Origin of the sequence: Kribbella jiaozuonensis (assembly GCF_005233875.1) — a bacterium.
Lineage (GTDB): Bacteria > Actinomycetota > Actinomycetes > Propionibacteriales > Kribbellaceae > Kribbella > Kribbella jiaozuonensis.
In genome coordinates, this window is sequence record NZ_SZPZ01000007.1 from 157,870 (window position 1) to 176,907 (window position 19,038).

General features: G+C 68.9%; 22 protein-coding genes. 10 read left to right on the forward strand and 12 right to left on the reverse strand.

Features of this window, described 5'->3' with window-relative positions; genetic code table 11:
* Positions 1–411: 411 nt before the first annotated feature.
* Positions 412–1,545, reverse strand: coding sequence for a D-alanine--D-alanine ligase family protein (locus tag FDA38_RS39275; protein WP_137259278.1), 1,134 nt, complete (start codon positions 1,543–1,545; stop codon positions 412–414).
* Between the two features lie 91 nt (positions 1,546–1,636).
* Positions 1,637–2,833 (reverse strand): cytochrome P450, encoded by a 1,197-nt coding sequence (locus tag FDA38_RS39280; protein WP_137259279.1) that lies wholly within the window; start codon positions 2,831–2,833, stop codon positions 1,637–1,639.
* 107 nt (positions 2,834–2,940) lie between these two features.
* Between FDA38_RS39280 and FDA38_RS39285 the strand changes: the two genes are divergently transcribed.
* Together FDA38_RS39285 and FDA38_RS39290 are read left to right on the forward strand one after the other, a co-directional pair.
* Positions 2,941–3,570 (forward strand): TetR/AcrR family transcriptional regulator, encoded by a 630-nt coding sequence (locus FDA38_RS39285; RefSeq protein WP_137259280.1) that lies wholly within the window; start codon positions 2,941–2,943, stop codon positions 3,568–3,570.
* Positions 3,560–4,657 carry a trans-sulfuration enzyme family protein gene (locus tag FDA38_RS39290; RefSeq protein ID WP_137259281.1) on the forward strand — a complete coding sequence of 366 codons (1,098 nt, stop codon included), beginning with the start codon at positions 3,560–3,562 and terminating at the stop codon, positions 4,655–4,657. The genes FDA38_RS39285 and FDA38_RS39290 overlap by 11 nt, the downstream gene beginning before the upstream one ends.
* Here FDA38_RS39290 and FDA38_RS39295 read toward each other — a convergent pair.
* Both FDA38_RS39295 and FDA38_RS39300 read right to left on the reverse strand, forming a co-directional pair.
* Positions 4,650–5,822 carry an MFS transporter gene (locus FDA38_RS39295; protein WP_233715193.1) on the reverse strand — a complete coding sequence of 391 codons (1,173 nt, stop codon included), beginning with the start codon at positions 5,820–5,822 and terminating at the stop codon, positions 4,650–4,652. The genes FDA38_RS39290 and FDA38_RS39295 overlap by 8 nt on opposite strands.
* The gene (locus FDA38_RS39300) at positions 5,819–6,556 is read right to left on the reverse strand and encodes a DeoR/GlpR family DNA-binding transcription regulator (protein WP_137259282.1); all 738 of its coding nucleotides are present in this window, start codon (positions 6,554–6,556) and stop codon (positions 5,819–5,821) included. The genes FDA38_RS39295 and FDA38_RS39300 overlap by 4 nt, the downstream gene beginning before the upstream one ends.
* Before the next feature lie 76 nt (positions 6,557–6,632).
* On the opposite strand from FDA38_RS39300, the gene FDA38_RS39305 reads away from it, so the two are divergent.
* On the forward strand, positions 6,633–7,814 hold the full coding sequence (locus FDA38_RS39305; RefSeq protein ID WP_202878039.1) for an MFS transporter: 1,182 nt from the start codon (positions 6,633–6,635) through the stop codon (positions 7,812–7,814).
* Here FDA38_RS39305 and FDA38_RS39310 read toward each other — a convergent pair.
* Positions 7,723–8,151: a hypothetical protein gene (locus tag FDA38_RS39310; RefSeq protein WP_137259284.1), complete on the reverse strand. Its 429-nt coding sequence runs from the start codon at positions 8,149–8,151 to the stop codon at positions 7,723–7,725. The genes FDA38_RS39305 and FDA38_RS39310 overlap by 92 nt on opposite strands.
* Before the next feature lie 56 nt (positions 8,152–8,207).
* Between FDA38_RS39310 and FDA38_RS39315 the strand changes: the two genes are divergently transcribed.
* A complete protein-coding gene (locus tag FDA38_RS39315; RefSeq protein ID WP_137259285.1) occupies positions 8,208–8,567 on the forward strand; it encodes a MerR family transcriptional regulator in 360 nt (119 codons plus the stop codon).
* Here the strand turns inward: FDA38_RS39315 and FDA38_RS39320 are convergent.
* On the reverse strand, positions 8,548–8,799 hold the full coding sequence (locus FDA38_RS39320; protein ID WP_137259286.1) for a hypothetical protein: 252 nt from the start codon (positions 8,797–8,799) through the stop codon (positions 8,548–8,550). The genes FDA38_RS39315 and FDA38_RS39320 overlap by 20 nt on opposite strands.
* 48 nt (positions 8,800–8,847) lie before the next feature.
* On the opposite strand from FDA38_RS39320, the gene FDA38_RS43315 reads away from it, so the two are divergent.
* Positions 8,848–9,615 (forward strand): MerR family transcriptional regulator, encoded by a 768-nt coding sequence (locus tag FDA38_RS43315; protein ID WP_137259287.1) that lies wholly within the window; start codon positions 8,848–8,850, stop codon positions 9,613–9,615.
* Entirely contained in the window at positions 9,596–10,189 is a 594-nt protein-coding gene (locus FDA38_RS39330; protein ID WP_137259288.1) for a GNAT family N-acetyltransferase, read from the forward strand. Before FDA38_RS43315 ends, FDA38_RS39330 begins: the two co-directional genes overlap by 20 nt.
* Here FDA38_RS39330 and FDA38_RS39335 read toward each other — a convergent pair.
* Positions 10,152–10,838 carry a FadR/GntR family transcriptional regulator gene (locus FDA38_RS39335; RefSeq protein ID WP_202878040.1) on the reverse strand — a complete coding sequence of 229 codons (687 nt, stop codon included), beginning with the start codon at positions 10,836–10,838 and terminating at the stop codon, positions 10,152–10,154. The genes FDA38_RS39330 and FDA38_RS39335 overlap by 38 nt on opposite strands.
* 84 nt (positions 10,839–10,922) lie before the next feature.
* Here FDA38_RS39335 and FDA38_RS39340 point away from each other — a divergent pair, with 84 nt between their 5' ends.
* Positions 10,923–12,098, forward strand: a complete 1,176-nt coding sequence (locus tag FDA38_RS39340; RefSeq protein WP_202878041.1) for a CynX/NimT family MFS transporter — start codon at positions 10,923–10,925, stop codon at positions 12,096–12,098.
* 3 nt (positions 12,099–12,101) lie between these two features.
* Here the strand turns inward: FDA38_RS39340 and FDA38_RS39345 are convergent, their stop codons facing one another.
* Together FDA38_RS39345 and FDA38_RS39350 are read right to left on the reverse strand one after the other, a co-directional pair.
* Entirely contained in the window at positions 12,102–13,109 is a 1,008-nt protein-coding gene (locus FDA38_RS39345; RefSeq protein WP_137259289.1) for a sugar phosphate isomerase/epimerase family protein, read from the reverse strand.
* Positions 13,110–13,120: 11 nt separating this feature from the next.
* The gene (locus FDA38_RS39350; RefSeq protein WP_137259290.1) at positions 13,121–14,218 is read right to left on the reverse strand and encodes a Gfo/Idh/MocA family protein; all 1,098 of its coding nucleotides are present in this window, start codon (positions 14,216–14,218) and stop codon (positions 13,121–13,123) included.
* Positions 14,219–14,292: 74 nt separating this feature from the next.
* Between FDA38_RS39350 and FDA38_RS39355 the strand changes: the two genes are divergently transcribed.
* Positions 14,293–15,411: an ROK family transcriptional regulator gene (locus tag FDA38_RS39355; protein ID WP_137259291.1), complete on the forward strand. Its 1,119-nt coding sequence runs from the start codon at positions 14,293–14,295 to the stop codon at positions 15,409–15,411.
* Here the strand turns inward: FDA38_RS39355 and FDA38_RS39360 are convergent.
* The 3 genes from FDA38_RS39360 to FDA38_RS39370 are packed head-to-tail and all read right to left on the reverse strand — an operon-like array spanning position 15,401 to position 18,116.
* Positions 15,401–16,315, reverse strand: coding sequence for an aminoglycoside phosphotransferase family protein (locus tag FDA38_RS39360; protein ID WP_202878042.1), 915 nt, complete (start codon positions 16,313–16,315; stop codon positions 15,401–15,403). The genes FDA38_RS39355 and FDA38_RS39360 overlap by 11 nt on opposite strands.
* Positions 16,312–17,316: an NAD(P)H-dependent glycerol-3-phosphate dehydrogenase gene (locus tag FDA38_RS39365; RefSeq protein ID WP_137259293.1), complete on the reverse strand. Its 1,005-nt coding sequence runs from the start codon at positions 17,314–17,316 to the stop codon at positions 16,312–16,314. Before FDA38_RS39365 ends, FDA38_RS39360 begins: the two co-directional genes overlap by 4 nt.
* A complete protein-coding gene (locus tag FDA38_RS39370; protein WP_137259294.1) occupies positions 17,313–18,116 on the reverse strand; it encodes a lysophospholipid acyltransferase family protein in 804 nt (267 codons plus the stop codon). Before FDA38_RS39370 ends, FDA38_RS39365 begins: the two co-directional genes overlap by 4 nt.
* A 16-nt stretch (positions 18,117–18,132) precedes the next feature.
* On the opposite strand from FDA38_RS39370, the gene cofC reads away from it, so the two are divergent.
* Positions 18,133–18,804 carry a 2-phospho-L-lactate guanylyltransferase gene (gene cofC / locus FDA38_RS39375; protein WP_137259295.1) on the forward strand — a complete coding sequence of 224 codons (672 nt, stop codon included), beginning with the start codon at positions 18,133–18,135 and terminating at the stop codon, positions 18,802–18,804.
* A 1-nt stretch (position 18,805) separates the two neighbouring features.
* Positions 18,806–19,012, forward strand: a complete 207-nt coding sequence (locus FDA38_RS39380; protein WP_137259296.1) for a hypothetical protein — start codon at positions 18,806–18,808, stop codon at positions 19,010–19,012.
* Positions 19,013–19,038: the final 26 nt, after the last annotated feature.

Here is a 19,038-nt window from a genome sequence, read left to right on the forward strand (position 1 = left end):
CACCCTCAGTCCATCGTTGAACCGCGCCCGGATCCGGTGGATCGGCGCGGCTCGTTACCCGAGCGGTTCATGGAGAAGGAGGATCCGCGGTCGCAAGAACGACATCGAGCGATCCGGGACAGGTCCAGGGCCCGGTAACAGGACATCGGGAGACCGCCACGAGCGGCAGGACAGGAGTTTCCCGAACCTGGCGCGTTGATGGCGTGGTCGCACCCCGTTGGATCGGCAGCTACAGCACGGGACTGTTTCGGGCCGATCACTATTCGTTACTGAAAGCTGACGTTATGTCAATGCTGACGCAGTGTCAACGACCTGTCGATGCATCCGGCAACCAGTTGAAGTAGTTGCCTCATTCAACCAAGCCCGCCACCAGCCGTCCGCGCCACCCAACGGGCGCGGACCGGCACGGGGTCAGCGCAGGCCGGTGGGGCGGGTCATCGCCAGGGAGAGGAGGTGCTCGACGAGGGTTGCGTAGTCCTTGCCGGAGGCGGCCCACAGGCGGGGGAACATGCTGGTGGGGGTGAAGCCGGGCATGGTGTTGATCTCGTTGATGATGACCCGGTTGTCGGCGTCGAGGAAGAAGTCGACGCGGGCTAGGCCCTCGGCGTCGATGGCGTCGAAGGCGGTCAGGGCCTTGGCGCGGACCTCGGCGGCGATCTCCTCGGGGAGGTCGGCCGGGACCGAGAGCGCGGTGTACTCCTCGCCCTCGGGCAGGTACTTGGTCTCGAAGTCGTAGAAGTCGTGGCCGCCGCCGGAGATCGCGATCTCACCGCAGACGCTGACCTCGGGCTTGGCGCCGTTCAGGCCGCCGAGTACGCCGACCTCGATCTCGCGCGGGTCCTTCGCGGAGGCCTCGACGATCACCTTCGGGTCGTGGGCGCGGGCCACGGCGACCGCTTCGTCGAGTTCGTCCAGGCTGTTCACCTTGCTGATCCCGAGGCTCGAACCGCCACGGCAGGGCTTCACGAAGACCGGGTAGCCGAGCGCGTCGACCGCCTCGCGGCAGGCGTCCTGGTCCCGCGTCCAGTCGCGGTCGCGGATCACGACGTACGGCGTGACCTCGAGGCCGGCGGCCTGGAAGACGACCTTCATGTAGTGCTTGTCCATGCCGACCGCGCTCGCGAGTACGCCGGAGCCGACGTACCGGATGTCCGACATCTCGAGCAGGCCCTGGATGGTGCCGTCCTCGCCCCACGGGCCGTGCAGCAGCGGGAAGACCACGTCGACCTGGCCGAGAGTGCTCGGGACCTGCTCGGGCTCGCTGATCACGAGCTCGCGGTTCGCGCCGAACAGCACCGGCATCGCGGTCACGTCGACCTCGGGGAGCTTGCCGTCGGTGATCGACAGCCGCTCCGGGTCGCCGCTCTCCAGCACCCAGTGGCCGCTGGTGCTGATCCCGATCGGGACCACGTCGTACTTGTCCCGGTCGATCACCTGCAGGACGTTGGCCGCGGTGACGCAGGAGATGGCGTGCTCGCTCGACCGGCCACCGAAAACGACGGCGACGCGGGGCTTGCGCTGTGCTTCGTTCGAGTACTCACTCACCGGCTCGACTGTAGCGGCCCAGGGATCAGGTTCCGACCAGGGTTCGGTTAAGACCCCTTCAGATCGCGCTCCGTAGTGATCAGCAAACGGGTCAGCCCCAGGTGACTGGCAACGCTGTCACTCCGTACACGAGCGTGTTGTTCCGGTACTCGATTTCCTCGAACGGTACGGCGAGTCGCAGGGTCGGGATCCGCGCGTACAACCGGGTGAAGACCTCGTGCAGCTCGACCCGTGCCAGCTGCTGACCGAGGCACTGATGCGGCCCGAACCCGAACGCGACATGCGCCGGAGCCTCCCGCCGCAACTCCAGCCGATCAGGATCCGGAAACGCCTGCGAGTCCCGGTTCGCCGAGGACAACGCAGCGATGAGGAAGTCGCCCGCCTGCAAAGTCGCTGCCCCGACCGGCAGGTCGTCCGTGACGTGCCGGAACAGCCCGAACTGGACGACCGACAGATACCGCAGCAGTTCCTCGACCGCCGCCGGCGCCAACCCCGGGTCAGCCCGCAGCGCGTCGAGCTCCGCAGGGTTCCGGAGCAGTGCGAGCGTGCTCAGGGCAATCATGTTCGCCGTCGTCTCGTGCCCGGCGATCAGCAGAGTGATCCCGATCGACACCAGCTCCGGCAGGCTCAACGGCTCGCCTAGCTCCTCGCCACGAGTGATCACCCGGGACAGTAGGTCGTCCGAGCGCTCGGCCTGCTTCGCCAGCACCAGCCCGACCATGTACTGGTTGAGCTCGTCGCTGACCCGCATCATCTCGTCGCGATCCCCGTCGACCCGGACCAGCATCGCGCTCCGCTCCTGGAACTCGGCGCGGTCTGCGTACGGGACGCCCAGCAGCTCGCAGATCACCAGCGAAGGGATCGGCAGCGCGAACGCCTGCACCAGGTCGACCGGCCCGCCGGCGGCGAGCATCGTGTCGAGCTGCGTCTCGATCATCTCGGCGATCTGCGGCCGCATCGCCTCCATCCGCTTGACCGCGAACTCGGTCGCCAGGATCCGCCGCAGCCGCCTGTGCGCCGCACCGTCCACATGCAGGATCGAGCCCGACTCGGCCTCGCGGTCCAGATCGGCGCCCGGTACGACGTGGTCCGACGGCGCCGACCGCGAGCTGAGCCGGCTGTCCCGCAGCAGCGTGCGTACGTCGTCGTACCGGCTGACCACGTAGGCGTCGACTCCGGCCGGGGTGGAGACCTTGGCCAGCTCGGGCGTACGGCGGAAGCCGGCGTACTCCTGAGCCGGGTCGAACGGGCACCCGGTCGGACGGCCAACGGGGAAGCTCTCGGTCATGAACCCTCCCAATCGATTCTGGTAGTGACTACCATATGGCTGAGTCATCCAAAGAGGAGCAACATCCGGCGAGTTGGCGAACCGGTACCCTGCCCGCGGAGGTGCTGATGGGACTGCGCGAGGTGAAGCGGGAGCGGACCCGCCGGCTGATCGCGGACAAAGCGTTCGAGCTGTTCAACGACAACGGCTTCGGCCGGACCACGGTCGAGCAGATCGCGGCGGCGGCCGAGGTCGGGCCGAGCACGCTGTACCGGTACTTCCCGACCAAGGAGACGCTCGTGCTCGAGTTCGTCGAGGACTGCCTCGGCGACGCGGTCGACTGGTTCCGCGAGCAGCCCGAGCTCGAGCTGACGGCCGGTCTGCAGGCGGTGATCGAGCGTGTCCTCGAGCAACTGGAGACCAATCCGGACCGGGTGCGGGCCGTGTTCGACCTGGCCGCGCAGACCGCGTCGGTGAGCGCCCATCTCAACGAGCTGATCTGGCGCTTCCGCACCGACCTCGCCGACGAGCTGGTACTGCGGCTGCCGGCCGACCACCGAGCTGAGTTCACCGGCGCGTTGGCGGCCGGGATCGCGATGAACATCATCGAGACGGTCGTCCGCGTCTGGGTCGACACGCCCGACACCACTGACGCGACGTCGCTCGCCCGTCAGGCGATGAGCCTGCTGCGCAGCGGCGGCATCCCCCTGCCCGCAGCTACCTATCGCGTCAGCGACAATTCAGCACATGAGTCTTGATCCGTCCACGGTCGTCGTTCATGCCGGAAGGCCGGAGCGGGTGCCGAATGCGCCGGTCGGCGAGTCGCCGGTGTTCAGCTCGACGTACGTCGCGGGCGGTGACCGCGGGTACGGGCGGTTCGGCAATGACGCGTGGTCGGCGCTGGAGGAGACGCTCGGCGAGCTCGAGGGCGGTCGCGGGCTGACGTTCGCGTCGGGGATGGCGGCGGCCGCGGCGGTGATCGACCTGGTCCCGGTCGGCGGGCGGGTCGTCGCGCCGCAGCACGCGTACTCCGGCGTGGTCGCCCTGCTCGATCAGCAGACCGAGACCGGCCGGCTCACCGTCATACACGTCGACGTCGCGGACACCGAGGCCGTCAAGCAGGCCCTCGACGGAGCCGACATACTGTGGATCGAGTCGCCGACCAACCCTGCGATGGAAGTCGCCGACATCCCGGCACTCGCCGAAGCCGGGCATGCAAAAGGTGCGACTGTCGTCGTGGACAACACGTTCGCGACTCCCCTGCTCCAGCAGCCGCTCCGGCTCGGCGCGGATGTCGTGATGCACTCGGCGACCAAGTTCATCTCCGGCCACTCGGACGTCATCCTCGGCGCGGTCATCACCGCGGACGACGACCTGTGGTCCGCGATCGAACTCCGTCGCCGCAGCCTCGGCGCGATCCCCGGCCCGATGGAGGCCTGGCTCGCGCTGCGCGGTCTGCGCACGCTCGCCCTCCGCCTCGAGCGCGCCCAGTCGAACGCCGCGTTCCTGGCCGAACGCCTCCTCGAACACCCGCGGGTCAGCCGCGTCCGCTACCCCGGTCTGCCGAGCGATCCGGGCCATGACCGTGCCGCCGCCCAAATGTCCGGCTTCGGCGCGATCCTCGCCGTCGAGCTCGGCGGCGACGCGGCCCTCGCCCAGCGGGTCTGCGAGCGCACCGAACTCTGGGTGCACGCAACCAGCCTCGGCGGCGTCGAGTCGATGCTCGAACGCCGCCGCCGCTGGCCGATGGAGGTCCCGACGATCCCCGAGGACCTGATCCGCCTGTCCGTCGGCATCGAGCACCCGGACGATCTCTGGGCCGACCTCCAGCAAGCCCTTAGTTAACGTCCTTCTTCAGCACCGGTCCGCCGAAGAACGTCAGTACGCACAGAACCACCGGCAGGATGAACGCGATGTTCAGCGGCATCCAGTGCGCGAGTCCGCCGATCAGCGCGGGCCCGGCGAGCAGTCCGACGTACCCGAGGCCGACGACCCGCGCCATCAGCGCACCGGACGACCGCGGGTCGAGGTTGCCAGCGGCGGTGAACAACTGCGGCACGCCGCCCGCGAGGCCCAAGCCGAAAATGGCCCAGCCGACAAGCGCGACCGGCACCCACGGTACGACGATCACCAGCGTCAGACCGACCGCTGCCATCGCCGCACCCCACCGCACGATCGCCGCCGGTCCCACAACGGCCGCGACCCGGTCGGTGAGGAATCGGCCGACGGTCATCGCGACCGCGAACGCGCCGTACGCGTAGGCCGCCGTACTGACGGATGTCCCGAGGATGTCGCGGAAGTGCAGCGCCGCCCAGTCGTTCGCGACGCCTTCGGAGAGCATGAGCCCGAACGCAAGCCCGCCCAAGGCCCAGACCAGCTTGGCGGGAGGCCTCGCTCGCTCCACCTCGACGTGATCCTCCGGCGGGACAGTTGCCTCCAGCAAGAACCTGCTGGCCACGAGCGACAGCACGATGCACAGCACACCGGCCGAGGCGAGCGTGACCTCCGGCGGTACGTCGGCCCGCAGCGTCGCCGCACCGACGACCGCGGCGATCGCGCCGCCGATCGACCACATGGCATGGAAGGCGGCCATGATCGGGCGCGGGTATCCGCGTTCGACGACGACCGCCTGCGCGTTCATGCCGACGTCGATCGAACCGTTGCCGAAGCCGATCAGAATCAGCGTCAGACCGAGCGTCCACCAGTTCGTCGCGAGCCCCGGCCCGGCAAGCGCGATGCCGAGCAGAATGCCGGCGGCCGGGACGAGCCGGCGCTGACCGAGCTTGTCGACGAGTGGACCCGCGACCTGCATACCGGTGAACGCAGCGCCGCCGAGCACCAGTAAGAGCAGGCCGAGCGTGCTGTGGGTGATGCCGGTCTTCTGTTCGATGCTCGGGATGTGGACGACCCACATCCCGACCGCGAACCCGTTCAGACCGAAGTACATCCAGGTGGCGACCCGAGCGGCGCGCGGCGGCGCGGTCTGCAGTCGCGTGTCGGTCGCGGTCAAGAGGCCACCTCTACGATTACGCCGCGTTGGGTCAGGAGTATGCGTTGGTCTTCGGGAGCCGACTCGTCCGTGATGATCAGGTCCGGGCGGTCGGCGGGGCAGACATAGGCGAGGGCAGAGCGGTCCCACTTGGCGCCGTCCGCGAGTACGACAGTGCGCGTGGCGACGTTCATCGCCTCCTGCTTGACCTCCGCATCGCCCAGGTCGAACGCAGTCAGCCCGGCGTCGAGACTGAAGGCGCACGGGCTCAGTACGGCGGCGTCGAAGCGCAGCGCCCGCAGCGAGGCGACTGTCAGCGGACCGACCAGCGACAGCTCGCCCTTGCGCGCCTCGCCGCCCGGCATCAGCAGCCGGATCCGCGGCGCATCCGCCAGCTCATGCGCAACGTGCAGCGACAGCGGCATCACGGTCATAGCGCGGTCGTGCAGCAGCCGCGCGGTCTCCAGCGCCGTCGTACCGCTGTCGAGCACGATCGTCTCGCCGTCGTGGAGGTGCGCGACCGCGGCCCGCGCGATCGCCTGCTTGGCAGCGACAGCAGCCTGGGCGCGCAGTGAGTGCGGCGGCTCGAGGCCGGACGGCAGCGAGGACACAGCGCCGCCGTGGACGCGCTTCAGCACGCCCTGCGCCGCCAGGAAGTCAAGGTCGCGACGGACCGTCATGTCCGATGCCTCGGTCGCCTCGACCAGCTCCTGGACCGACACTCGGTCGACGACTCGTAGTCGTTCTACGATCACTTGATGCCGTTCTGCACTTCTCACGTGCAAAAAACTACCATCCTCCTGATCGTTCAAACAGATAGTGTGTTTGCTTGTGACTGATGACACCGCCCTCGTCAAGCGCTCCCGGTACGCCGTGGCCGCCGTCTTCTGCGTGCACGGATCAGTGACCGGGTCGTTCGCGACCCGGGTGCCGTGGATCCAGGAACATGCAGGCGTGTCCGCCGGCCAGCTCGGGCTGGCGCTCGCGTTCCCGGCGCTCGGCGCGGCGGTGATGATGCCGCTCGCCGCCCGGGTCACCCACCGGTTCGGCAGCCGGAACGCGCTCCGCGGTCTGCTCGCGCTCTGGACCCTCGCGCTGATCCCGCCGTCGTTCGCACCCGGTCTCCTGACGTTGTGCGTCGCCCTCTTCATCTACGGCGGCACGGCGGGTATGGCCGACGTCGCGATGAACGCGCTCGGCGTCGAGATCGAGCACCGGCTGAAGAAGTCGATCATGTCCGGGTTGCACGGTCTGTGGAGTGTGGGCGCGCTGCTCGGCTCGGCCGTCGGGACGGTCGCGGCGCACGCGAATATCAGCGCACAGGTCCATCACGTGGTGGCAGCCATCGTGCTGACCATCGTCGGGGCGGTGGTGTGTCAGTTCGTGCTGAACATCCATCCCGAGGAGGACGAGGAGCCGCCGGCGCGGTTCGCGTTGCCGCCGAAGTCGGCGTTGCTGATCGGGGCCGTCGGGTTCTGCGCGGTGTTCGCGGAGGGCGCGAGCCTGGACTGGTCGGCCGTCTATCTGCGAGACATCCTCGACAGCTCGGCGGGTGTCGCGGCCGGTGCGACGACCGGGTTCGCGTTGACGATGGCGATCGCTCGGTTGACGGGCGATGCAGTGGTCGACCGGTTCGGCGCCGTACGGACGGTGCGTTGGAGTGGTGTGATCGCGACGCTCGGCGGTTTGCTTGTAGTTGTTTCGCCGACGGCGGCCGTTGCGATGGCCGGGTTCGGCCTGATCGGCGTCGGGATCGCGGTCGTCGTACCGCTGGCCTTCGCCGCCGCCGGTCACACCGGCCCGAACCCGAGCCAGGCCATCGCGGGCGTCGCGACCATCACCTACGCGTCCGGCCTGGTGGCGCCGTCGATCATCGGCGGCATCGCGCAGGCCAGCAACCTGACCATGTCGTTCATCGTGGTCACCGCGCTGACGTCCGGGCTGGCTGTGTTCGCGCGCGTGCTCGCACCGCGTCCGTCAACCACGGCAGGAGCTGGACCAGTCCAAAGCTGACCTCGAACACGAGGAACAGTGCGAGCAGTTTGGTCGCCCCGTGCGCCAGTGCGTACGTCTGCCAGGTCGCGAACAGGACGCGCGCGACCCCGTCGTACAAGCCGTGCAGCGGCAGCGTGCGGAACAGGCGGAGGAGCGCCCAGACGACCACGACCGAGCCCATCAGGTTCGCGTAGAGAGTCTGGATGGTGTCGACCGGCGGGAAGGTCCCGAGCGATGACAGGGCGCGGTGGACGAGGACGTACGTCCAGGGCGTCGCGAAGCCGGCGGTGACGATCAGGTCGTACCAGGCGCTGGCGCGGACGATGCGGAGATAGCCGCTGGTTTGGGGAGACACGCGTTCGAAGGTAAACAGTGGAGTGCTGTCCAAGGTCAAGCCCGACGGAGGAACTCATGCGCATCGGTGAGCTCGCCCAGCAGACGAACCTGTCCAAGGACACCATCCGCTTCTACGAGCGGATCGGCCTCGTCGAAGGCGAGCGGCGGCCCAACGGCTACCGGGACTTCCCCGCAGAGATGGTGCCGTGGCTGCACTACGTCCGTACGGCGCAGGCGCTCGGCTTCTCGCTCGCGGAGATCGGCAAGCTCGGCGACCAGGTCCGCGACACCCCCGATTCGGCCGCCGCCCTGTCCGCACTGCTGGCCGAGAAGGCCGAGATCATCGATCAGCGGATGGCTGAGCTGGCCACGCTGCGCGCCGACCTGGCCGAGCGCATCGGGACCGGTTGTCCGCTCAGTCCAATAGGCGGTTGAGTACGTCGCCGGCCTCGTCGTACCCGGCGTCGCTGATGCGCTGAAGCTCCAGCAGATCCTTCGCGGCGGCGGCCCGGCGGGTGAGGTGTTCGCCGGCGCGATCGGAGCCCTCGTCGAGTAGCTCGTTCAGGGTCTCGACGTCGTCGCGCTCGTCGGCGAGGTCCGCGAGGCGTTCGAGGGCCTTCTCGTTGCCGTCGTCGGCGAGTGCGCGCAGGGTGTCCCAGTCGGTCATACAGCCATCGTGCGACATTGCCCTTGGGGCAAGGTCAAGAATGGTGTCGTGCTCACCATCGGACAGCTGGCTCGGTACGTCGGGGTGTCGACGAAGACCGTCCGCGTCTACCACGCGAAGGGCCTGCTGCCCGAGCCCGAGCGGGACTCGTCCGGATATCGCCGGTACTCCGCGCAAGCGGTCGTCGAGCTGGTCCGGATCCGGATGCTCGCCGACGCCGGCGTACCTCTCGCCCGGATCCGCGAGCTCAGCTCAACCGACGTGCTGGGCCCCGCGCTCGAGCAGATCGACGCCGACCTGACCGCCCGCATCAAACGGCTTCGCGAGACCCAACGCAGGCTCCGGATGCTGGCCGCCGGTGACATCCGAATCCTGCCCGCGAACGTGGAAGCGCATCTCGCCGGGCTGGCCGCGCTCGGCTTCACCCAGCGGTGGATCGCGATGGAGCGGGACCTGTGGATCATCGTCTACGCAACCCACCCGGACCTCGCCGGCACATTGTTCGAGGACCAGGCGCAGTCGCTCACGGATCCTGAGCTGAGGAGCCTTTACCTCGCCGCCGACCACGCCCATGACCTAGACCCGGACGACCCGTCCCTGACCGAACTCGCCGACCGGATCGTTGCCGCCAGCATCGAGCGCTACGGCACCGAACCACCCGGCGCCTCCGTGGATCCCGCCATCCCCGACCTCCTGCAAAGCACCCTCAACGCCTCCTCGCCCGGCTGGCAACGGCTCGACTCGTTGATCCGCAGCCGGCTCGCGGACGCCGGGTTCACGTTTCGGACAAGCCCTGATGGCGACGAGCGCGAGTGATACGAATTCGAGGGTGAATGCGCTTTCGAGGGTGACGGGGCTGCGATTTCGGACGGCTGGGGCAGATGACGCGGCGGCGGTGGCCGAGCTGCACGGGGACAGTTGGCGGCGGCACTATCGCGGTGCGTACGCCGATGCGTTCCTAGACGACGAGTCGGCAGAGTACCTCGGCGCGATGTGGGCCAAGCGGCTCGCCGCACGGGAAGGCACGCACACGACGGTTGCGGAGTACGACGGGAAGCTCGTCGGGCTCTCGCATCTGATGATCGGTGCCGATCCGAAGTTCGGGGCGCTCGTCGACAACCTGCACGTCCGCGCCCCGCTCAAGCGGCAGGGCATCGGGACGCAGCTGCTTGCGTTGACGGCGCAAGCCCTGCAACAGGCATCGCCCGGGTCCGGGCTCTACCTGTGGGTGCTGGAGCAGAACACCGCCGCGCAGGGGTTCTACGAGGCGCGCGGCGGCATCCGCGGCGATCGCAAGGACGTCCCGCCGCCCGGTGGTGAGGCGCGGCGGCTCAACGGCACACCAGCCTGCTTCAGGTACTACTGGCCGGATCCTTCGCTTCTTGCTTGATGGTCTCGATCAACGCGTACGACGCCTGACTCGCGGCCTCGGGATCGCCCGCCCGGATCGCCTCGAGGACGTCGACATGCGCGTCGAGGATCCGGTGGTCCTCGGGCATCGTCGCGGTCTGGTGGATCGACTCGGTCAGAACTTCGGCGATCGCGTCGTACAACCGCAGCAGCAACGGGTTCCCGCTGGCGACCACGACTCCGCGGTGGAACTCGGCGTCCGCGGCAACGAAAGCGTCCAGGTCATCTGCACGTGCTCGGGACTCCAGCGCAGCTGACAAGGCAGCCAGGCTGTCCGAGGAAGGGCGCTGCGCGGCCAGGCGGGCGGCGGCGGCCTCGATGCCGGCGCGGGCGTCGAGCACGTGCGTCAGTGACGCGGAGAGTTCGTCCCGGACCAGTACGCCGCTGATCTCGTTCGTCGCGCGGACGTACGTGCCGTCGCCGACGCGTGGCTCGAGCAGGCCGGTCAGGCTCAGCGACCGCAGCGCCTCCCGTACTGTTCCGCGACTGACCCCCAGCTCGGTCGCGAGCTGGTTCTCGCCGGGGATCCGCGAGCCGCGCGGCCAGGCCCCGGACTCGATCTGCGCCCGGAAGCGCTCCGACACCTGCAGCACGAGCGGCACCTGCCGCACAGGTCCTTCGAGTGACACCGAGACCGGCCTCCCTTCGCGAGTAGCGTACAGTGTAAATGTAGGACATCTACAGGGAAGCCTAGAGAGAGGTGTGTCGTGGCGGTGTTGACCGAACCAGTGACTCGGGAGCGGTCGGCGCTGATCACCGCGACCGCCTTCGTGGTCGCGCTGAGCCTCCGGCCGGCGCTCACCGCGGTCGGTCCGGTGCTGCCGCGGATCGGGCTCGACCTGCACCTGGGCGAGGCGGCGCAGGGTCTGTTGGGCACGCTGCCGCTGCTCGCGTTCGCGGTCGCCTCCCCGGTCGTCCACCTCGCCTCCCGCCGCTTCGGCATGGAGCGTGCGGTCTTCGTCTCCCTCCTGGTACTCGCCTTCAGCAGCGCGCTGCGCCCGTACACGGGCCAGGCGGGTCTGTGGATCGGTACGGCGGTGGTCGGCGCCGCGATCGCCGTCGGCAACGTGCTGGTCCCGGTCATCATCAAGCGGGACTACGCGGGCAATGTCTCGCGGGCGACCGGGATCTACACGGCGTTCATCACCGGCGGTGCCGCGATCGCCTCGATCCTGGCCGTACCGATCGCGGACGCCGTCGACTGGCGGTTGTCACTCGCGGTCTGGGGCGGTTTGGCCGTGCTCGTCGCCGTGATCTGGCTGCCGCGGACCCTCTCGCCAGAGCCGACGCCGGCGGCGAGGACTGAGGACGGCGCTCCCCCGGTGAGCGTGTGGCGGCAGCCGACGGCGTGGCTGGTCACCGGCTTCATGGGGCTGCAGTCCACGGCGTTCTACCTGTTCGTGAACTGGCTGCCCACGATCGAGATCTCGACCGGCGGCGTGTCCGAGCGCGCGAGCGGCGTACACCTGTTCCTGTTCCAGGTCTTCGGTCTGATCGGCGGGCTCAGCATCCCGTTCCTGCTGAAGCACCCGACCAATCAGCGGGCCGGTCTGATGACGGCGAGTACGCCGATCCTCGTCGCGCTGCTAGGTCTACTGCTGGCGCCGCACCTGGCGATCGTCTGGGCGATCGTCGGCGGTCTCGGACAGGGCGCCGGGCTGGTCGCCGCGCTGTCGCTGATCAGTCTTCGCGGCCGCGGGCACCACGAGACCACGCAGCTATCCGGGATGGCGCAGGCGGTCGGCTACACGCTGGCCGCGGCCGGTCCGGTCGTTGCCGGCTACTTAACCCAGGTGACCGGCGGCTGGAGTACGACGCTCGTCGTGTTCGCCGTACTCGCAGCCATGCAGGTCACGCTGGGATTCGTCGCCGGTCGCGACCGGCGCTAGGACTTACTTGTCGGTGGCGAAGGCCGCGTCGAAGGCGGCGGTCGGCTTGTCGAAGGCGAGCGCGCGGATGACGTTGACCGCCTCCGCGGCGCCGACCTTGCGCTCCATGCCGGCGTCCTCCCACTCGACCGAGATCGGGCCGTCGTAGCCGATCGAGTTCAGCACCCGGAAGCAGTCCTCCCAGTTCACGTCGCCGTGACCGGTCGAGTAGAAGTCCCAGCCGCGCCGCGGGTCGGCCCACGGCAGGTGCGAACCGAGCCGGCCGTTACGGCCGCCGCCGACCCGCATCTTGGTGTCCTTGCAGTCCACGTGGTAGATCCGGTCCTTGAAGTCCCAGAGGAACGCGACCGGGTCGATGTCCTGCCAGACCATGTGCGACGGGTCCCAGTTCAGCCCGAACGCCTCCCGGTGACCGATCGCCTCCAGCGCGAACGTGGTGGTCCAGTAGTCGTACGCGATCTCCGACGGGTGCACCTCGTGCGCGAACCGGACACCCTCCTCGTCGAACACGTCGAGGATCGGGTTCCAGCGGTCGGCGAAGTCGCGGTACCCGGCCTCGATCTTCTCGGCGGGCACCGGCGGGAACATCGCGACGTACTGCCAGATCGACGAGCCGGTGAAGCCGATGACGGTGTTCACGCCGAGCTTCTTGGCCGCGCGGGCGGTGTTCTTGAGGTCCTCGGCGGCGCGCTGCCGGACGCCCTCGCCGTCGCCGTCGCCCCAGATCCGGGACGGCACGATGGCCTGGTGCCGGAAGTCGATCGGGTTGTCGCAGACCGCCTGACCCACCAGGTGGTTGGAGATCGCGAAGACCTGCAGGTTGTACTTCTCCAGGATGTCCTTGCGGCCCTGGACGTAGGTGTCGTCGTCGACGGCCTGCTGGACGTCGAAGTGGTCACCGGAGCAGGCGATCTCGACGCCGTCGTACCCGGCCTCGGACGCGAACTGGCAGACCTCCTCGAACGGCAGGTCGGCCCACTGACCGGTGAACAGCGTGATCGGGCGTGGCATCTGACTAGCTCCTAAGCGTTGTTGTCGACGGTGATCCAGGCAGAGTCCGCGGCCGCCGAACGCAGTACTGCGTCGACCACGCGAGCGGACCGCGCTCCGGCGGCGAAATCGGGCAGGCCGTCCGGGTGGTCACCCAGTACGGCGGCATAGCTGTCGGCGACGAACGAGTCGAACGCGTCCTGGTACCCCTGCGCGTGCCCGGCCGGCAGCCGGTTCACCCGCGCGGCGGGCGGGCTGAGCGTCTCCGGATCGCGCGTCAGCAGCTGGCTGGCCTGACGGCGACCGACCCACAGCCGGTCCGGGTCCTCCTGGTCGAAGCCGAAGCTCGACTCGGTGCCGGACACCTCGAGGTACAGGCGGTTCTTCCGGCCGGCGGCAACCTGGCTGACCACGATCGTCCCGACCACTCCGGCCTCGGTCCGGAACTGTGCGGTGGCCAGGTCCTCGGTCCGTACTTCGACTCCGCCACGCTGGGCCCGGACCGTCCGCAGTTGCGCGCTGATTACAGCGATCCGGTCGCCGGTGACGAACTCGGTCAGGTCACACCAGTGCGACCCGATGTCGGCGAACGTCCGCGACGGACCGCCGGTCGTGTCGTCCACGCGCCAGTTCTGGTCGTCCGCACCGGCGAGCCAGTCCTGCAGGTACGACCCATGCAGGCTGGTGATCGTTCCCGCGTCGCCGGCCGCGATCCGGGTCCGCAGCTCGCGGACCATCGGGTGGTAGCGGTACACGAACGGTACGGCGCCGACCAGGCCCGCCTCGAAGGCCGCTGCCTGCAGCCCGGTGGCATCGCCGACCGAGGTGGCCAGCGGCTTCTCGCAGACCACGTGCTTGCCGGCCTCGAGCGCCTTCAGCGTGACGTCGCGGTGCGTGTTGTTCGGCGTGCAGACGTGGACAACGTCGATGTCCGAGGCGAGCAGCTCGTCGAGGGTCGCGAACCCGCGCTCGGCACCGGTCGCCTCTGCGGCAGCGTCAGCCCTTGAGGGCGAGGAGCCGACCGCACCCACCACCGTCGCGCCGGAAACCAGCGCAGCCCGGCCGTGGACCTGGCCCATGAACCCGCCGCCGACAATCCCGACCCGGAGCTTGCGCGCATTGGTGGACACGTCGAAGGACGCTATGGGACCCTTTTGAACCCTGTCAAGCAAAAGTCCACGGCCAGTACGACGAAAGTCCGGTGATGAGCGATCTCGGTACTGCGGACGCGGTCCTGCGGCTGCTCCTCGACGGGCAGGCCCGGACCCGCGCCGAGCTGATCGACGACACCGGCCTGGCCCGTTCGACGGTCACCGGCCGGATCGAGGCGCTGCTCGCGGCCGGTCTCGTCGTACCGTCGGGCGAGGCAGCGTCGACGGGTGGACGGCCGCCGGCCCGGTTCCGGTTCAACCCGACCGCGCGACTCGTTCTCGCCGCGGACGTCGGCGCGACGCACCTGTCCGTCGCCCTGACCGACCTGGCCGGCGAGATCCTGCACCGGTCGACGACACCGCTCAAGATCGCCGAAGGACCCGAGGTCGTCCTCGAGGCCGTCGCCCGAGCCGGGCATGCGTTGCTGCGAGAGGCGAACAGGTCGCCGGACGATCTGGCCGGCACCGGCGTCGGACTGCCCGGACCGGTCGAGCACAGCACCGGCCGACCGAACCATCCGCCGATCATGCCTGGCTGGGATTCGTACGACGTGGTCGGCCGGCTGAGCCGCGAACTCCCCGGCCCGGTGCTGGTCGACAACGATGTGAACATCATGGCGCTCGGCGAGCACGCGACGGCGTACGCGGATGTCGAGCACCTGTTGTTCGTGAAGGTTGCCACCGGCATCGGTGCGGGCGTGATCAGCGGCGGCCGCCTGCACCGCGGAGCTCAAGGTGCGGCCGGCGACATCGGCCACATCCAAGCGCCGGGCCACACCGAACTCTGCCGCTGCGGCAATATCGGCTGCCTGGAAGCAATCGCCTCCGCAGCGGCACTCGCCAATACGCTCGGCGTCGAGACCAGCAGGGACATCATCGAACTCGTCCGCGCGGGCAACACCATCGCGACCACGGCCGTCCGTCAGGCAGGCCGCGAGATCGGCACGATCCTCGCCGCCGCGGTCAGCCTGCTCAACCCCTCGGTGATCGTCGTCGGCGGGTCGCTGTCGCAGGCCGGTGACAGCCTGCTGGCCGGCATCCGGGAGACCGTCTACGCCAGGTCGTTGCCCTTGGCTACCACTGACCTGCAGGTCCACACCTCCCGGACCGGACAGGACGGCGCGCTACGCGGCGCCGCCATCCTGGTCCTGCACCACGCCCTCAGCCTCTGACCGGATCCGTCCACTGCACGGCGAGTTCGTCGACGAAGGCAACCATCTCGTCGCGCTGGCCGCCGCTGCGGGCGCGGCCGAACCCGTACCGTCGGCCCCAGAACGCCGTCTGAACCATGTTCAGCTGAGCCCACCGCCGGATCCGTGCGGGATCGAGCTCGGCGACCTCGGCGAACAGTTCGAGCTCGCGGTCCAGCACGCTGATCAGGTCGTCGACGCCGAGCTGATGAGCGGCACGGGTGCGCAGGAACGTGGTCGCGTCGTACGCCGGGTCGCCGACGTACCCCTTCGGATCGACCGCCAGCCAAGGCTCGCGCTCGGCGCGGAGGATGTTGCGCGGGTGGAAGTCGCCATGGATCAGGATCTCCGGCTGATCGCGACCGAGCTCGTCGACGACGGCAAGAGCGGCATCCAGCACGTACGGCGGCAACTGATGGTCGAGCTCGGCGGCATCCTTGCGGAGTTCTTCCTCCCAGTCGTCGGCCCGCTCCGACATGCGCGGTAGACCCTCCGGAGCTGGGATCGTCAACCGGCCATGCAGCTCTGCGGCGATGGCAACGACGTCGTCGTCGTGATCGAAGAGCGTCGTCGGGTGCGCGCGTTCGAGCAGCATCGCGTACCGGTCGTCGTCGCGTTCGTGGAGCTGGACCGCGCCACGGCCGCCCCACGCCATGAAAGCGTCAGCCTCGTAGTCGTTCCCCGGATGCGGGAACGAGATCTTGATGACCCGATCGTCCTCGACCGGGATGACGACGCCCACCTGGCCGTGCATCGCCTCGCCGGTCGGCGTACATCCCCAGCCCGTCAGAACCTCGTCGATGATCCCGGGCAGCTCGGCCAGCCAGGCCTCGCCGACGGCGCCTTCACGATCGATGGTGGCCTTGGCGAACGCTGCGGGGATCATCCCCAGCGCTCCGGCTTGGCCGAGCGGGAGACCAGGCTGAACAGCATGTCCTTCGGCGTCATCTCACCGGCGATGACCTTGGTGACGTGTTCGGCGATCGGCATCTCGACGTCGTGGTGGTGCGCCAGCTCGGAGATCGACGCACAGGACTTCACGCCCTCGGCGACCTGCCGCGTCCCGCCGGCGATCTCCGCGACGCTCATGCCCTGGCCGAGTTTCTCGCCGAAGGTCCGGTTCCGCGACAGCGGCGACGAGCAGGTCGCCACCAGATCACCCAGCCCGGCCAGGCCCGAGAACGTGTGCTCGTCCGCGCCGAGCGCCGTGCCCAGGCGGGCGATCTCGGCGAGGCCGCGGGTGATCACCGAGGCGCGGGCGTTGTCGCCGAAGCCGAGTCCGACCGCCATCCCGACGGCCAGCGCGATCACGTTCTTGCAGGCGCCGCCGAGCTCACAGCCGACGACGTCGTTGTTCGTGTACGGGCGGAACGTCGGCGAATGACACAGCTTCTGCAACCGCGCCGCCGTACCTTCGTCCGCACAGGCGACGACCGACGCGGCCGGTTGGCCTTCGGCGATCTCGCGCGCCAGGTTCGGTCCCGAGACGACCGCGATGCGTTCCGGCCCGGCACCGGTCAGCTCGGCGATCACCTCGCTCATCCGCTTCGTCGTACCGAGCTCGACGCCCTTCATCAGGCTGACCAGCGGTACGGCGTTCGGCAGCACGCCGGCCCAGTCCGTCAGGTTGTCCCGCAGCGACTGCGACGGAACCGCGAGCACGATCGCCTCGGCTCCATCTGCGGCCGCGGCCGGGTCGTGGGTCGCGGTGATCGCGTCCGGCAACCGCAGACCGGGAAGGTACTCGGCGTTCTCGTGGCCGGCATTGATCGACTCACAGAGCGACTCACGCCGACCCCAGACGGACACCTGGTTCCCGGCGTTCGCAAGCACTACCGCGAACGCCGTCCCCCAGGATCCCGCACCGAACACCGCTACCTTCGTCATGCCGTCTCCTCACCTTCAGCCTTGCGAGCTTTGCGCAGGTCGTACAGCTCCTTGGGCGGGGTCTCCCCGCGCAGTTCGCCCAGGGTCTCGGCGACGCGGGCCATGATCACCTCGGTTGCCTCGTGCAACAGCTGGTTGGTCAGCGGCTTGCCCTCGAACGCGCTCAGGTCGACCGGTGCACCGGCCCGGGCCTGCAGCGTCTTGCGCGGCAGCAGGCGGATCCGGATCTTGCCGGTGTACGACTTCACGATCTCCTGCGCGCCCCAGTTGGCGACCGGGATGACCGGGCAGCCGGTCATCAACGCGATCCGGGCCGCACCGGTCTTGCCGGTCATCGGCCACATGTCCGGGTCACGGGTAATGGTGCCCTCCGGGTAAACGCCCACACACTCACCGCGTTCGACTGCGGCGACCGCGTCCCGGAATGCATCCGCGGCCTGGGTCGAATCGCGGTACACCGGGATCTGTCCCGCGCTGGTGATGATCTTGCCGAGCACCGGGATCTTGAACAGCGACGCCTTACCCAGGAACCGCGGGATCCGCCGGCACTCCCAGATGAAGTACCCGAGCAGCACCGGGTCGAAATGCGAGATGTGATTCGGCACGTAGATCACACCGCCGGTGCGCGGCATGTTCTCCCGCCCGGTGAACCGGCATTTGGTGAACACGATCATGAACGGCTTGACGATCGCGACGATGATGCCGAACCAGAAGCCCCGCGGCGGTCGCGGATCACCCTGCCGGTTGTCCAGCCGATTGTCCACCGGGGCCTCCTGCTGCTCGTTACTGCCATCCGTCATGGGAGAATCCTGCCTGATGGCAGACCTACAGGTCGCTCCCTGGACCCTGGCGATCCCGGTGAAGCGTACGGCGATCGCAAAGAGCCGGCTCGCTCCGGCCTACCCGCAGCACCGTCCCGAGCTGGCCCGTGCGTTCGCTGTCGACACTACTGCGGCCGCCCTCGCCTCTCCCCTGGTGCGGGCCGTCCTGGTCGTCACGGACGACCCGCTGGTCGCGGCGGACGTGACCGCGGCCGGTGCGTACGTCGTACCGGATCTCCCGGCCGCCGGGCTGAACGAGGCCTTGCTGCATGGAGCCACTGTTGCGGCTGCGGAGTTCCCCGACAATGGCGTCGCCGCGTTGTCGGCGGATCTTCCCGCGCTGCGCCCGGCCGAGCTCACCGCCGTACTCGCGGCCTGTACGGCGCCGCGCTCGTTCGTGGTCGACCAGCCCGGCACCGGTACGACGTTGCTCGCGGCGGCTCCCGGCGTACCGCTGGATCCCCGCTTCGGGGTGGGTTCCGCCCTGGCACACCAGGCGTCCGGGGCGATCCCGATCGAGCTGCCCGGGATCGAGTCGGTACGTCGTGATGTCGACACGGCTGCCGATCTGGCGCACGCCGTACAGCTCGGGGTGGGGCCGGCGACCGCCGACGTGATGTCGCTGGTTCTCGGTGCCGCGACCGGGACCGAAGGGCTAGCCTGCTGATATGCAAGCGACCGTGAGCCGCTACGACGGCGAGACGTTCTCCGGGGCAGTGCTGACTGACACCGGCGTCGAGCTCCCGTTCACCGTGCACGCCGTCGCCGATACCCCGGTCCGCCATCTGCGGGTAGGCCAACGGGTGCGGATCGAGACGACCGGGTCGGGCGCCGAGCTGAGCATCACCAAGGTGGAGTTCGGAACGCGTCTCTAGTTGCCACCGACAACGGCGAAGGCCGG

Excerpts from the sequence above, each read along its gene's own strand:
- FDA38_RS39280 (WP_137259279.1), bottom strand. The coding sequence starts at position 2,833 with ATGACCGAGAGCTTCCCCGTTGGCCGTCCGACCGGGTGCCCGTTCGAC.
- FDA38_RS39285 (WP_137259280.1), top strand. The coding sequence starts at position 2,941 with ATGGGACTGCGCGAGGTGAAGCGGGAGCGGACCCGCCGGCTGATCGCG.
- FDA38_RS39290 (WP_137259281.1), top strand. The coding sequence starts at position 3,560 with ATGAGTCTTGATCCGTCCACGGTCGTCGTTCATGCCGGAAGGCCGGAG.
- FDA38_RS39315 (WP_137259285.1), top strand. The coding sequence starts at position 8,208 with ATGCGCATCGGTGAGCTCGCCCAGCAGACGAACCTGTCCAAGGACACC.
- FDA38_RS39320 (WP_137259286.1), bottom strand. The coding sequence starts at position 8,799 with ATGACCGACTGGGACACCCTGCGCGCACTCGCCGACGACGGCAACGAG.
- FDA38_RS39330 (WP_137259288.1), top strand. The coding sequence starts at position 9,596 with ATGGCGACGAGCGCGAGTGATACGAATTCGAGGGTGAATGCGCTTTCG.
- FDA38_RS39345 (WP_137259289.1), bottom strand. The coding sequence starts at position 13,109 with ATGCCACGCCCGATCACGCTGTTCACCGGTCAGTGGGCCGACCTGCCG.
- FDA38_RS39355 (WP_137259291.1), top strand. The coding sequence starts at position 14,293 with ATGAGCGATCTCGGTACTGCGGACGCGGTCCTGCGGCTGCTCCTCGAC.
- FDA38_RS39360 (WP_202878042.1), bottom strand. The coding sequence starts at position 16,315 with ATGATCCCCGCAGCGTTCGCCAAGGCCACCATCGATCGTGAAGGCGCC.
- FDA38_RS39365 (WP_137259293.1), bottom strand. The coding sequence starts at position 17,316 with ATGACGAAGGTAGCGGTGTTCGGTGCGGGATCCTGGGGGACGGCGTTC.
- FDA38_RS39370 (WP_137259294.1), bottom strand. The coding sequence starts at position 18,116 with ATGACGGATGGCAGTAACGAGCAGCAGGAGGCCCCGGTGGACAATCGG.
- cofC (WP_137259295.1), top strand. The coding sequence starts at position 18,133 with ATGGCAGACCTACAGGTCGCTCCCTGGACCCTGGCGATCCCGGTGAAG.
- FDA38_RS39380 (WP_137259296.1), top strand. The coding sequence starts at position 18,806 with ATGCAAGCGACCGTGAGCCGCTACGACGGCGAGACGTTCTCCGGGGCA.